8 protein-coding genes and 1 pseudogene are annotated in these 13,546 nt (G+C 68.4%); 4 read left to right on the top strand and 5 right to left on the bottom strand.

What is annotated here, in order from left to right:
- Positions 1-71: 71 nt before the first annotated feature.
- Positions 72-868 (bottom strand): annotated as a pseudogene (locus CEK66_RS19955) (pirin family protein).
- 662 nt (positions 869-1,530) lie between these two features.
- On the opposite strand from CEK66_RS19955, the gene CEK66_RS19950 reads away from it, so the two are divergent.
- Complete coding sequence (locus CEK66_RS19950) at positions 1,531-3,612, top strand: carbon starvation CstA family protein (RefSeq protein WP_017917459.1); 2,082 nt, start codon at positions 1,531-1,533, stop codon at positions 3,610-3,612.
- Positions 3,612-3,836, top strand: a complete 225-nt coding sequence (locus CEK66_RS19945; RefSeq protein ID WP_017909376.1) for a CstA-like transporter-associated (seleno)protein — start codon at positions 3,612-3,614, stop codon at positions 3,834-3,836. Before CEK66_RS19950 ends, CEK66_RS19945 begins: the two co-directional genes overlap by 1 nt.
- A 261-nt stretch (positions 3,837-4,097) precedes the next feature.
- Here CEK66_RS19945 and CEK66_RS19940 read toward each other — a convergent pair whose 3' ends face one another.
- Positions 4,098-4,784, bottom strand: coding sequence for an HAD-IA family hydrolase (locus tag CEK66_RS19940; protein WP_043095687.1), 687 nt, complete (start codon positions 4,782-4,784; stop codon positions 4,098-4,100).
- A gap of 350 nt (positions 4,785-5,134) precedes the next feature.
- On the opposite strand from CEK66_RS19940, the gene CEK66_RS19935 reads away from it, so the two are divergent.
- Positions 5,135-5,902 carry an ankyrin repeat domain-containing protein gene (locus tag CEK66_RS19935; RefSeq protein WP_017909374.1) on the top strand — a complete coding sequence of 256 codons (768 nt, stop codon included), beginning with the start codon at positions 5,135-5,137 and terminating at the stop codon, positions 5,900-5,902.
- A 34-nt stretch (positions 5,903-5,936) separates the two neighbouring features.
- Entirely contained in the window at positions 5,937-7,145 is a 1,209-nt protein-coding gene (locus CEK66_RS19930) for an XVIPCD domain-containing protein (protein WP_152238047.1), read from the top strand.
- 202 nt (positions 7,146-7,347) lie between these two features.
- Here CEK66_RS19930 and CEK66_RS19925 read toward each other — a convergent pair whose 3' ends face one another.
- From CEK66_RS19925 to CEK66_RS19915, 3 genes are all read right to left on the bottom strand, one after another.
- Positions 7,348-8,592 (bottom strand): DUF819 family protein, encoded by a 1,245-nt coding sequence (locus tag CEK66_RS19925; RefSeq protein WP_152238046.1) that lies wholly within the window; start codon positions 8,590-8,592, stop codon positions 7,348-7,350.
- Between the two features lie 308 nt (positions 8,593-8,900).
- Positions 8,901-10,970, bottom strand: coding sequence for a S9 family peptidase (locus CEK66_RS19920; protein ID WP_152238045.1), 2,070 nt, complete (start codon positions 10,968-10,970; stop codon positions 8,901-8,903).
- 467 nt (positions 10,971-11,437) lie between these two features.
- On the bottom strand, positions 11,438-13,378 hold the full coding sequence (locus CEK66_RS19915) for an oligopeptide transporter, OPT family (RefSeq protein WP_152238044.1): 1,941 nt from the start codon (positions 13,376-13,378) through the stop codon (positions 11,438-11,440).
- Between the last annotated feature and the right edge of the window lie 168 nt (positions 13,379-13,546).

Raw genomic sequence — 13,546 nt, 5'->3', positions numbered from 1 at the left:
AACGCCGTCGCGGCTGAAGCCGCTGCTACGAGGAAACAAACCCTCGCACCACATGCGGCGCGAACGCGCGCTCAGAAGCGCCCTTCCTGGAAATCCACGAAGGCCTGCATCAGTTCCTGGCGCGTGTTCATCACGAACGGCCCATGCCGCGCGACCGGCTCGCGCAACGGCCGTCCGGCGACCAGGATCAGCCGCGCGCCCTGCGTCCCGGCCTGCACCTGCAGCAGGTCGCCGCCGCCGAGCACCGCCAGCGTCTGCGCCGGCAGCACGCGCGCCGCCTCGCCCTCGCCCAGCGCGTGCCGGCATCCAGCGCGATGTCCAGATACAGCGGATCGGTGGCCGGCTGCGCGATCGGGCCGTGCACCTCGCCGACCTGGCCGGCGATCACCTTGACCGTCACCCCCGGCGCCGGCTGCGCCACCGGGATGCGCTCGGGCGCGAATTCCTGGTAGCGCGGCGCGGTCATCTTCTCGCGCGCCGGCAGGTTCACCCACAGCTGGAAGCCGCGCATGCGCCCGTGCTCCTGCTCCGGCATCTCCGAATGCACCAGGCCGCGGCCGGCGGTCATCCATTGCACGCTGCCCGGGGTCAGCAGGCCCTCGTTGCCATGGTTGTCCTTGTGCCGCATGCGCCCGTCGAGCATGTAGGTGACGGTCTCGAAGCCACGGTGCGGATGGCTGGGGAAACCCCCGATGTAGTCCTCGGCCCGGTCGGTGCCGAACTCGTCGAGCAGCAGGAACGGATCCAGTTCGGGCAGCGCACCGCCGCCGATGACGCGGGTCAGCTTGACCCCATCGCCGTCGGCGGCGGCGTGGCCGCGAATGGCACGCAGGATGCGCGCGGGGGCGACGGTGGTGGAAGCGGTCATGGCGGACGATCTCCTGATGAGCTCCCTACTGTGGGTGCCGCCGCCACCGCGGCCACCGCGACCGGCGCAACCCATCGTTCCATCGGGTGCGGCGACCGGTTCCCTTCTCCCCCGGGAGAAGGTGCCCCGCAGGGGCGGATGAGGGTACGGGCGCAGTCTCGTGCGCAGGGTGGCTTCGCGAGGGCTTCGCCCCCGTACCCTCACCCCAACCCCTCTCCCGCAGGGAGAGGGGCGCGAGCCTTTCCCTTCTCCCCCCGGGAGAAGGTGCCCCGCAGGGACGGATGAGGGTACGGGCACAGCCTCGTGCGCAGGGTGGCTTCGCGAGGGCTGCGCCCCCGTACCCTCACCCCAACCCCTCTCCCGGGGGGAGAGGGGCGCGCGCCTCTCCCTTCTCCCACCGGGAGAAGGTGCCCCGCAGGGGCGGATGAGGGTACGGGCGTAGCCTCGTGCGCAGGCTGGCTTCGCGAGGGCTTCGCACCCGTACCCTCATCCCCCCCTCTCCCGGGGGGAGAGGGGCTCGCGCGCTGCGCCGTCCGTCCCCGCCACGCCGTTCGTCACAAGGACTGTCTACGACCAAAGTACTAGCCCCTCGGCCCTCCCCGCCATTGACCCCCCAGGCCATCGGGGCGACCCTTGCGGCAATCTCCGGGGGAGCGTTCTGCATGAAAGGGTTTTCCAAGCTGGCCTGGGCCGCACTCGCCATCCTGGCGGCGTTCTGTCTCGGCACCATCGCCCTGCGCCGCGGCGAACACATCAATGCGCTGTGGATCGTGGTGGCCGCGGTGTCGATCTACCTGATCGCCTACCGCTTCTACAGCCTGTTCATCGCCGACAAGGTGATGCAGCTCGACCCCACCCGGGCCACGCCGGCGGTGCTCAACAACGACGGCCTGGACTACGTGCCGACCAACAAGCACGTGCTGTTCGGCCACCACTTCGCCGCCATCGCCGGCGCCGGGCCGCTGGTCGGGCCGGTGCTGGCCGCGCAGATGGGCTACCTGCCCGGCCTGCTGTGGCTGGTGGTCGGCGTGGTGGTGGCCGGCGCGGTGCAGGACTTCATGGTGCTGTTCCTCTCCAGCCGCCGCAACGGCCGCTCGCTCGGCGACCTGGTCCGCGAGGAAATGGGTCAGGTGCCCGGCACCATCGCCCTGTTCGGCGCGTTCCTGATCATGATCATCATCCTGGCGGTGCTGGCGATGGTGGTGGTCAAGGCGCTGGCGGAAAGCCCCTGGGGCATGTTCACGGTGATCGCGACCATGCCCATCGCGATCCTGATGGGCGTGTACATGCGCTACATCCGCCCCGGCAAGATCGGCGAGATCTCGGTGGTCGGGCTGATCCTGCTGCTGGCGGCGATCTGGTTCGGCGGCAAGGTCGCCGCCGATCCCACCTGGGGCCCGGCCTTCACCTTCACCGGCACACAGATCACCTGGATGCTGATCGGCTACGGCTTCGTCGCCTCGGTGCTGCCGGTGTGGCTGCTGCTGGCGCCGCGCGACTACCTGTCCACCTTCCTCAAGATCGGCACCATCATCGCCCTGGCGATCGGCATCCTGGTGGTGATGCCGGAGCTGAAGATGCCGGCGCTCACGCAGTTCGCCGCCAGCGGCGACGGCCCGGTGTGGAAGGGCGGCCTGTTCCCGTTCCTGTTCATCACCATTGCCTGCGGCGCGGTCTCCGGCTTCCATGCGCTGATCTCCTCGGGCACCACGCCCAAGCTGCTCGCCAACGAGTCGCACATGCGCTACATCGGCTACGGCGGCATGCTGATGGAATCGTTCGTGGCGGTGATGGCGCTGGTGGCGGCCTCGATCATCGACCCGGGCGTGTACTTCGCGATGAACAGCCCGGCGGCGGTGATCGGCGCCGACGTCGCCGCCGCCGCGCACCACATCAGCACCACTTGGGGCTTCGCCATCACCCCGGAGCAACTGACCGCCACCGCGGCGGCGATCGGCGAACCCACCATCCTGCATCGCGCCGGCGGCGCGCCGACGCTGGCGGTGGGCATCGCGCAGATCCTGCATCAGGCCATCCCCAACAGCAGCGATGCGATGATGGCCTTCTGGTACCACTTCGCGATCCTGTTCGAGGCGCTGTTCATCCTCACCGCGGTGGACGCCGGGACCCGCGCCGGCCGCTTCATGCTGCAGGACCTGCTCGGCAACTTCATCCCGGCGTTGAAGAAGACCGAGTCGTGGACCGCCAACATCATCGGTACCGCCGGCTGCGTGGCGCTGTGGGGCTACCTGCTGTACACCGGCGTGGTCGATCCGTTCGGCGGCATCCAGACGCTGTGGCCGCTGTTCGGCATCTCCAACCAGATGCTGGCCGGCATCGCGCTGATGCTGGGCACGGTGGTGCTGTTCAAGATGAAGCGCGACCGCTACGCCTGGGTGACCGCGGTGCCGGCGGTATGGCTGCTGATCTGCACCACCTACGCCGGCCTGATCAAGATCTTCGACCGCAACCCGTCGCAGGGCTTCATGGCGCAGGCGCACAAGTTCCAGGACGCCATCGCCAGCGGCACCATCACCGCACCGGCCAAGTCGGTGGCGCAGATGCAGCAGATCGTCACCAATGCCTACGTCAACACCGGGCTGACCGTGCTGTTCCTGTGCGTGGTGTTCGCGGTGCTGGTCTACGCGATCAAGACCATTCTTGCCGCGCGCCGCAACCCGCAACGCAGCGACCGCGAGACCGCGTACGTGGCCTTGCAGCCGCACCAGATGGCGGACCTGTAATGGCCGGCGCCCTGGTTCCGGTCGGGCAGTACCAGGCGCACCGCCGGCTATGGCGGCGCCTGGTGCAGACCGCGCGGCTGTGCTGCGGCATTCCCGACTACGACAACTACGTGCGGCACATGCTGGAAAAGCATCCGGACCGCGAGCCGATGGACTACAAGACCTTCTTCCGCGAGCGCCAGGAGGCGCGGTACGGCGGCAAGAGCGGGTTTCGCTGTTGTTGAAAGGCGGGGATTGGGGAGTCGGGATTGGGGATTGGTGGTGGGCGCCTGAAGGCATTCGGCGAACGCGGCGGTGATCGTGATGAAAGTGCGGCGATGCTTGCAATGAGCATCGCCGCTTGGCTGTTGTAGGAACGGCTTCAGCCGCGACGCATTACCGACAAGGCATCGCGGCTAAAGCCGCTTTTACGGAGAAGCACGCGGATGCCATGCACTCGCGGCGCCGCTCCCATTCCCGAATCCCGATTCCCCAATCCCAGCTCTTCATGCCGCCGCGGCGCGCACCAGTTCCGCATAGGTCTGCGGCAGTTCGCGCATGTGTTCCATCACCGCGGCCACGCCGAGCTGGCGCAGGGTCGCGGCGTGCCCGGCGGGAATGTGCGCGGCGCCGGTAAAGCCGATCACGGTCATGCCCGCGGCCAGCGCGGCGCTGGCACCGGTGGCGCTGTCCTCGATCACCAGGCAGCGTTCCGGCGCCACCTCCAGCGTGCGCGCCGCCAGCAGATACACGTCCGGCGCGGGCTTGGGCCGCGCCACCATGTCGGCGCTGAAGATGCGTTCGCCGACACGCTCATGCAGGCCGGCGCGCGCCACCGAGGCGACCACGCTCTCGCGCATGCTGTTGGAGGCGACCGCCAGCGGCAGCGGCAACGCCAGCAAGGCTTCGCGCACGCCGTCGATCGGCTGCACCTCGGCGGCAATCAGCGCCTCCGAGCGTGTGCGGATCTCCTGGCACAGGCCCGGCGGCAGCGCCAGCGCGTACTGCCGTTGCACGCGCTGCACGATTTCCTGTGCGGTGAGGCCGAAGCTGCCCGCAAGAAAGCGTTCCAGTTCGGCCCGCGGCACATAGGCGCCCAGCGCGTCGAGCATCACTCGGTCGGCCAGCACTTCGCTGTCGACGAGCACGCCGTCGCAATCGCTGATCAACAGGTCGAAGGGGGTCGCCGTCATCGCGCGCTCCTTTGGGAAAACGTCCATTATGCCGCTGCGCACATGTCCCTCGCCTGTGCGGCGCCTGCAGTCGCGGCAGCGCGGCCAATCCCATGCGCACGCGCTGCATGCCCCTGCGGCGCTGCCTGTCCGCCCTGCCCGCTCGCGGCAGCAATCGCATCTCGGCAATATCCCGGCCGCCAAGCGTTTGTTTCCGGTTAAACGACGGACCGCCTGGCGGGACGCCACCAGAGATTCGCAGACCGCGTCACAAAACTGGCACAACACCACTGCGATCCGCTGCTAGCATCGGCAACGGCGCCAGGACGTGCGCCGTCATCCCAGGACCGCGAACAGGAAAGGAGCCTTGCATGCGTACGCCCGTCCCCGCCCTGATCGCACTCGCGACCTCGCTGTTCTTCTCGGTCAGTTGCGCCGCACAGTCCGGCGCCAAGGAGCATTCCGCCATGTCAGCCTCGCTGCAGGATCATTCTGTCGCGTTCCGCGACCCCGCACTCGCCGACATCGCCGCCGCCATCGCGCGCGGCGACGTCGGCCGCATCGCCGCCCTGGCGCCCAGCACGGACCTGTCCGCGCACGGCGACCAGAACGTCACCCTGCTCGAATGGGCCATCTGGAACGAACAGCCGCGCGCGCTGGCGGCGCTGCTCGACGCCGGTGCCGACCCGTCGCTGCCGGGCATGGATCAGGAAACCGTGGTGCACATGGCCGCCATGGCCAAGGATCCGCAATACCTGGAGATCCTGCTGCAGCACGGCGCCCCGGTCGACCCGGTGAGCGCGCGCGCGAACTGGACCCCGCTGTTCCGCGCCGTGCAGAGCAAGCGCGACGCGCAGATCGAACTTCTGCTCAAGGCCGGCGCCGACCCGAAACGGGTCGACGCCACAGGCAACTCGTTGCTGCACCTGGCCGCGCAGAGCAGCGCCGGTAATCCCTGGGTGCCGAAGCTGCTGCAGGCCGGGGTCGATCCGAGCCTGCGCAACGCCCAGGGCAAGACCTTCCAGGCGTACTTCTTCAACACGCCCGAGCGGCTGCTCAACGCCAACGCGCAGCAGGTCCGCAACGACGTGCGCGCCTGGCTGAGCGCCCACGCAATCCCGTTGGAAGCGAGCCGCTGACGCGGTCGGTCGCCACATTCGCACGGAGCCGCGCATGAACCAGAACGAGCTTTCCCCGTCCGATCCGTCCACCTCCTTCTCCGACGCCGTCCGCGGCCAGCAGCCACAGGCCGTGGACCGGCAACTGCCGCCACTGTTGCAGGACCTCTACCACACCGCGGCCGAACGCCGCGCCGGCGGCGCCGAGACCTTCGCCGCGCTGCCCGATGGCTGGTCGCGCATGGACGACGCCGCGCTGCAGCGCGCCGGCATCGATCCCAGCCTGCAGCACGACGCCAAGAGCGGCTTCGATGCCGCGTTCTACCGCAACCCGCAGGGCAACGTGGTGCTGGGCTTCTGCGGCACCGACGAACTGAAGGACTGGAAACACAACCTCGGCCAGGGCCTGGGCTTTTCCGACTCACAGTACGCCTCGGCGATCCAGCTCGGCAGCCAGGCCAAGCAGGCCTTCGGCGACAACCTGCTGATCTCCGGGCACTCGCTGGGCGGCGGCCTGGCCGCGGCCTCGTCGATGGTCAACGACGTGCCGGCGGTGACCTTCAACGCCGCCGGGGTCAACAACAAGACGCTCGAGCGCGAAGGGCTGGATGCCGACGCGGCCAAGGCCTATGCCGCCGACGGGCTGATCCGCGGCTATCACGTCAAGAACGAACTGCTGACCTACCTGCAGGAAGACAACCTGCTGACCCGCGGCCTGATGCCCGACGCCGCCGGCCACCAGATCCAGCTGCCGGAACCGGACCCGCTGTCGTTCGGCCAGCGCCTGATCCCCGGGATGATGCTCAAGCATCGCCTGGACCTGCACGGCATCGACTCGGTGATGAAGGCCGAGGACATGGCGCAGAACCAGAGCCAGGGTCAGGTCCAGAGCCAGGGGCAATCCGGTTCGCTGTCGACCGGCAGCCGCCTGTTCAACGACGCGGTGGTGCAGTTGGACGGCCAGCGCGACCGGCTCGGCCTGCACGACGACGCAGCCTTCCTCAACACCGCCGCCAGCGTCGCCGCGCGCGCCGGCCAGGACGGCCTGCAGCGCATCGACCAGGTGCTGCCCAGCCGCGATGGCGACCGTCTGTTCGCGGTCCAGGGGCAACCGGAGAACCCGGCGCACCTGCGCAGCCAGGTCCAGACCGCGGCCGCGGCCCACGAGCCGTCGCAGGCCAACGTCGGCCAGTTGCAGCAGCAGAACCTGCAGGCGCCTCCACAGCAGCAGGAAGAACGGCAGCGCAGCGTGGCGATGCAGTAGTTGCCGCCTGCGACTGCATAACGGCAGGCGTCCACGCCGACGCCTGGCGTCGTGTCCACCACCCAGACCAGCAGTTTCGCAGGCACGCCGCCGGACGCAGCGCCCTAGATCCACGCCCGCGATGTACGGCAGCAGTCCCAGCGCCGGCCCCCACATCGCGCTGCCGCACGCGAACAGGCTGCGGCGGTCACGCCGCCGCGACTCAGCCAGCGCCGGCCATCGCGCGCAGGGTGATCCCGACCAGATAGGCCAGGTACGTGCCGGTGGCGTAGCCCATCGTGCCCAGCAACACGCCGACCGGGGCCAGCGCCGGGTGGAACGCGGCCGCCACCACCGGCGCCGAGGCCGGGCCGCCGACGTTGCTCTGCGAGCCGATCGCGAAGTAGAAGAACGGCACCCGCAGCAGCTTGCCCAGCGCCAGCAGCAGCAGGACGTGCACGATGAGCCAGATCAGGCCGAGCGCGAAGATCCAGGGCCGGTCGAACAGCGCCAGCAGATCCATCTGCATGCCGATGCAGGCGATCAGGAAATACAGCAGCAGCGTGCCGATGCGCGAGGCGCCGGCGCCCTCGAGCGTGCGCGCGCGGGTGAAGCTGAGCAGCAGGCCGAAGGTGGTCGCCAGCACCACCACCCACACGAACGGCGAGCCGAGGCTGAACTGCTTGGCCCAACTCACGTTCGCGTCGAACCACGCCGCGGTCGGGGTGGCGATCGCATGCGCCAGGCCGACCGCGCCGAAGGCCACGCCGACGATCAGCATCAGGTCGGTGAGGCTGGCCACGCGCTCGTGCTGGGCCTGGAAGTGGGCGATGCGCTGCTTGAGGTCGTCGATGCCGCGGGTGTCGGCGCCCGTGCGCGCATCGATCGCCGGCGCACGTTGCGCAAAGAAGATCAGCAGCGCCATCCACACGTAGCCGACGCCGACGTCGACCACCGCGAACTGGCCGAAGGTGGTGGCATCGACCTGAAACACCTCACGCATCGCCAGCATGTTGGCGCCGCCGCCGATCCAACTGCCGGCCAACGCAGCCATGCCGGCCCAGGTGTCGCCGGCCACGGTCACCGGATGCAGCCACTTCATCACCTGGAACGCGACCACCGCGCCGAGCATGATGCTGAAGGACGCGCCCAGGTACATCGCCACCAGCTTCGGCCCCAGCCGCAGGATGCCCTTGAGATCGATGGTGAGGGTGAGCAGGACGAGCGCCGCCGGCAGCAGCACGTCGCGCGCGACCGGGTTGTAGAGCGAATTGTGTTGCCCGTCGATCAGGCCGACGGTGTTGTAGATGCCCGGAATCAGATAGCACAGCAACAGCGCCGGCACGAAGCCGTAGAAGCGCTTCCAGAATCCCGACGGCCGCGCCGCGGTCCAGAACACCGCGCCCAGGGTGGCGGCGATCAGGCCGAAGATGACGATGTCGTTGGTGATCAGGGGCGTCGAGGGCATCGGGCTTTAGGGCGGGGATTCGGGAGTGGGGATTCGGGATTCGTGCGCCGCGGTTGGAGGTTTGGAGGTGTCAACAACGATCGAAAGAGAGCAACAGGCCGCGGGTGTATTCGCAGGAGCGATGCGCTGCAAGCGCCTGTTGTTTTTGTGGGAGGGGCTTCAGCCCCGACGCTTCATTGGTAAGGTGTCGGGGCTGAAGCCCCTCCCACAAGGGCCATCGGATTACCGGGATCGCGGGAAAATCCCGAATCCCGGGACCTGGGCCGTATTCCCAGAAGGGGCCCGGGAAACCCAGGCCCCAGGTCCCCTCACTGCCCGATATGCTGCTTCAGCCAGCCGTTGACCGTGTCGTGCCAGAGGATGCTGTTCTGCGGCTTCAGCACCCAATGGTTCTCGTCCGGGAAGTACAGGAACTTGGACTCGATGCCCTTGCGCTGCAGCGCGCCGAACGCGGCCAGGCCCTGCTCCATCGGGATGCGGAAATCCTGCTGGCCATGGATCACCAGCATCGGCACCTTCCACTTGTCCACGTGCAGGATCGGGTTGAACTTTTCGTAGCCGGCCGGGTTCTGCCACGGCGTGCCGCCGTTCTCCCACTCGCTGAACCACAGCTCCTCGGTGGCGTAGCCCATCATGCGGTTGTCGAACACGCCGTCGTGGTCGACCAGGCACTTCCAAGGCTTGTTCCAGTTGCCGGCCATCCAGTAGACCATGTAGCCGCCGTAGCTGGCGCCGAGCGCACAGGCCTTGTCGCCATTGAGGAAGCCGTACTGCTTCTGCGCCGCGTCCCAGCCCTTCTGCAGGTCTTCCAGCGGGCGGTCGCCCCAGTGCTGGCTGATCGCATCGGTGAAGGCCTGGCCGTAGCCGGTGGAACCGTGGAAGTCGATCATCACCACCGCGTAGCCCTGCCCCGCATAGGTCTGCGGGTTCCAGCGATAGCTCCAGCCGTTGCCGAAGCTGCCCTGCGGGCCGCCGTGGATCAGGAACGCCACCGGATAGGTCTTGCCTTCCTGGTAGTTGTACGGCTTGACCACATAGCCGTGCACGGTGTCGTTGTTCCAGCCCTTGAACGAGAACTGCTCGTAGTCGCCGAACTTCACGTCCGGCAGCAGTTCGCCGGCGCTGGGGGTGATGGCGCGCGGCTGCTGGCCATCGGCGTCGGCGACCACGATCTGGTCGCCGCTCTTGAGGCTGTTGCGGGTGAAGGCCAGGGTGGTGCCGGCCAGGACCGGTGAGCCGACGCTGCCGTCGGCGGCCACGGTGCGGACCTTGCCATCGGCCACGTCGACCGCGAACAGCGGGTGCTGGCCCATGTCGTCGGCGGTGGTATAGATGGTCTTGCCGTCGGCCGAGAGCACGAGCTCGCCAGCCGAGCGATCCCACTGCGGGGCGATCTCACGGGTCTTGCCGCTGGCCACGTCCATGGCCATCAGGCCGAAGCGGTCGGCCTCGAAGCCGGGGCGCTTCATCGCACGGTAGAACAGGGTCTTGCCGTCGGCGGAGAACACCGGGCCGGCGTCCCAGGCCGGGTTGGACGCGGTCAGGTTGACCGGCGCGGCCTTGCCGGCGGCGTCCAGCCGGTACAGGTCGAAGTTGGTCGACCACGGTTCTTCGCGGCCGGCCACGCGCACGCTGGCGACCAGCGACTGCCCGTCCGGCGCCCAGGTGTAGTCCTCGCTGCCGCCGAACGGCTTGGAGGGGATGTCGCCGGCCAGGGTCACGCTGACCGCCGAGGCGCCGGCGACCGGCTTGGCCTTGGCGCCGGCCGGCAGCGGCGCGACGAACAGGCTGTTGCGGCGGCCGTCGTTCCACGTATCCCAGTGGCGCACGAACAACTGGTCGAACACCACGCCGGTGGCCTTGGACTGCTTCTTGGCGTCCAGGCGCTTCTGCGTGCAGGCCAGGTCCGAGCCGCAGTCCTGGAACACGCCGGCGCTGAAGGCCACGCGGTCGCCCTGCGGGGCGATGCGGTAGCTGTCCACGTCCAGCGCGAAATCGGTGAGCTGGCGCGGCGCGCCGCCGGCCAGCGGCAGCGCATACAGCTGCTGGCGGCCGGACTTGGCGCTGAGGAAGTAGACGGTCTTGCCGTCGGCCGACAGTTCCGGCGAGTTGACGTTCCAGCCTTCCGGGGTCAGCCGCTTCGGCGGCGCCGCATCGCGGGTGCGCAGGTCGCGCAGCCACAGGCTGGTGCTGGACTTCTCCAGCGCCTTGTCCATCTGCCGCTTGGCGAAGATCACCGTGCCGCCGTCGGGCGTCAGCAGCGGCGAGGACACCCGGTCCAGCGCGACCATGTCGCGAACTTCGAAACCGCGGGTGGCGGCCAGCGCGGGCAGCGCGGTCAGCAGGGCCAGGGGCAGCAAGGCGTAGCGCAGGGTCATCGGGCGTCTCCGGAACACGGCAAAACGTCGATGGTAGGGGCCGCGGTGGGCGTGGCGCAAAGGACTGAAGTCATGGAAGAGCCGGGAATGGAGAATCGGGATTGGGGATTGGCAAGAGCGAGGCGCTGGCTCGGCTGTGATTACGAAGACCCGCACTGACCCGGTTTCGGATAGCAAGCGGACCGTGGCCATACCGCGGCCGGATGAGCGTGGTGGATCGGGAGTGGCCGCGAGGCACTGATACGGCAAAGTGCAGCAGGCCGGTGCCGAAGCTGGCCTTGGTGGTGAGGCGGACCGCGGGAGGCGCACGCGGCCCGGGCAAGATTCGGTCTTTGCGACACACGCGGCGCGGAGCAGCCAGCGAGAAGCTGATGGGATCGGCACGTGCGGCGCGCGGGCCCGGCCGGAGCGAAGCCCGGCGCGGGGCCGGGCTTCGGATGTTGCGTTGCAGGAGGCGATTGCGCCGGTTACGTGCGCGGCGCGGCCGCGGCTTCGCCCTTGCGGCCGGTGCGGTACAGCAGCCAGCCGACGAAGGCCAGCAGCGCCAGGCCGTACCACTGGTTGAGGTGATAGGCCTCGGGAAGCGCCAGCACGTTCTTGTTGTTGGTGATGACGATCGGAAGCGCAATGCCGATGCCCATCAACGCCTCGCCGGTGATAAGACCCGCTGAAAACAACACGCCTGGACGATGCACGCGATCTCGCCCTTCCTCGTCATCGGCGCGAATCTTGTGGAAACGCTCGACCAAGTGGGCGATCAGGCCACCAAGGAAAATCGGCACCATCAGCTCCAGCGGCAGGTAGATGCCGATCGCCGCGGCGAGCACCGGCACGCGAAAGCGCTTGCCCGTCTTCTTCAACCATTCGTCAAACGCGATGATCGCCGCACCGACACCGGCGCCGATCGCAATCATCGTCCACGGCAGTGTCCCACCGAACAGACCCTTGGCTACCGAGGCCATCAACACCGCCTGGGGGGCCGGAAGCGTCTTGCTGCCGATCCCGTACGCCTCTGCGAGCAGGTTCAGCACCGGCGCCATGATCAGCGCACAGGAGAATGCGCCGATGGCCAGCATCAACTGCTGCTTCCATGGCGTGGCGCCGACCAGGTAGCCGGTCTTCAGATCCTGCAGGTTGTCGCCGCCGACCGCCGCGGCGCAGCACACCACTGCGCCGATCATGATCGCGGCGACCGCGCCGATCGGCGAATCGCGCCCGAGCAGCAGCACCAGCACCGCCGAGGCGAACAGGATGGTGGAGATGGTGATGCCGGAGACCGGGTTGTTCGACGAGCCGATCAGGCCGGCCAGGTAGCCGGACACCGAGACGAACAGGAAACCGGCGACGATCATGATGAGGGTCATCGGCACGCTGACGTGCCACTGGCCGACGATGGCCTGGTACAGGCCCAGCAGCGGCAGCGTGCACAGCAGCAGCGCGACCAGCATCCACTTCATCGGCAGGTCGCGATCGGTCTCGGCCACCGCGGCGCCGCCGGTGCTCTTGCGCGCCGCGGCGAAGCCGCTCTTGACGCCCGACAGCAGCGACTTGCGCAGCGAGAACAGCGTCCACACGCCGCCGATCAGCATCGCGCCCACGCCCAGATAGCGCACCTTGGCCGCCCAGATGCCGAACGCCGCTTCGGCCGCCGGCGCATTGACCAGGCTCTGCGCCAGCGCCGGGTCGGAGCCCATGAAGAACTGCTGGTACAGCGGGATGGCCAGATGCCAGGACAGGATCGAGCCGGACAGCACCACGATGCCGACGTTGAGCCCGACGATGTAGCCCACGCCCAGCAACGCCGGCGACAGATTGGTGCCGACGTAGCCGACCATCTTACTGCTGCCGATGTACGCGGCCTGCGCCCAGGTATCCGGAATCACCTTCAGGCCGCTGGCCGCGCCGAGCTTGACCAGCCCGCCGATCGCCGCCGACAGGCCCAAGATCTTCAGCCCCGGCCCGGGATTCTCACCGGCCTTGAGCACTTCCGCGGCGGCCTTGCCCTCCGGGAACGGCAGCGGATCCTCGACGATCATCGAGCGCCGCAGCGGCACCGAGAACAGCACCCCGAGCAGGCCGCCCATGCCGGCGATGCCGAGCACCCACCAGTACTTGAAGTCCGGCCAGTAGCCCATGATCACCAGCGCCGGGATGGTGAAGATCACCCCCGCCGCGATCGAGGAACCGGCCGAGGCGCCGGTCTGCACGATGTTGTTCTCGAGGATGGAGCCGCCGCCGAGCAGGCGCAGCACCCCCATCGACACCACCGCCGCCGGAATCGCGGTGGCGATGGTCAGGCCGGCGAACAGACCGAGGTAGGCATTGGCGGCGGACAGCACCACGGCCAGCACGATCGCCAGCACCACGGCACGGAACGTGAGCTGGCGCGGCGCGGCAGCGTTGTTCATGGTTACCCCTGAAACGACAAAAACGCTTTGCACGCTAGCGTCTGGGGCCGGGCAAGTCCAGCATCGCGGTGCCCAGCTTGTGGCACATGCCTGGGGGCCGGGATTGGGGATTCGGGATTGGGGATTTGCAGAGGCTGAGACAGCTAATAGCCCCTCTCCCGTCGGGAG

The sequence above is a fragment of the Xanthomonas sp. LMG 12460 genome, from assembly GCF_009192895.1.
Lineage (GTDB): Bacteria > Pseudomonadota > Gammaproteobacteria > Xanthomonadales > Xanthomonadaceae > Xanthomonas_A > Xanthomonas_A sontii.
This window is presented reverse-complemented; position numbering and strand designations above follow the sequence as displayed.

Coding starts and splice junctions, on each gene's coding strand:
- CEK66_RS19950 (WP_017917459.1), top strand. CDS start 1,531: ATGAAAGGGTTTTCCAAGCTGGCCTGGGCCGCACTCGCCATCCTGGCG.
- CEK66_RS19945 (WP_017909376.1), top strand. CDS start 3,612: ATGGCCGGCGCCCTGGTTCCGGTCGGGCAGTACCAGGCGCACCGCCGG.
- CEK66_RS19940 (WP_043095687.1), bottom strand. CDS start 4,784: ATGACGGCGACCCCCTTCGACCTGTTGATCAGCGATTGCGACGGCGTG.
- CEK66_RS19935 (WP_017909374.1), top strand. CDS start 5,135: ATGCGTACGCCCGTCCCCGCCCTGATCGCACTCGCGACCTCGCTGTTC.
- CEK66_RS19930 (WP_152238047.1), top strand. CDS start 5,937: ATGAACCAGAACGAGCTTTCCCCGTCCGATCCGTCCACCTCCTTCTCC.
- CEK66_RS19925 (WP_152238046.1), bottom strand. CDS start 8,592: ATGCCCTCGACGCCCCTGATCACCAACGACATCGTCATCTTCGGCCTG.
- CEK66_RS19920 (WP_152238045.1), bottom strand. CDS start 10,970: ATGACCCTGCGCTACGCCTTGCTGCCCCTGGCCCTGCTGACCGCGCTG.
- CEK66_RS19915 (WP_152238044.1), bottom strand. CDS start 13,378: ATGAACAACGCTGCCGCGCCGCGCCAGCTCACGTTCCGTGCCGTGGTG.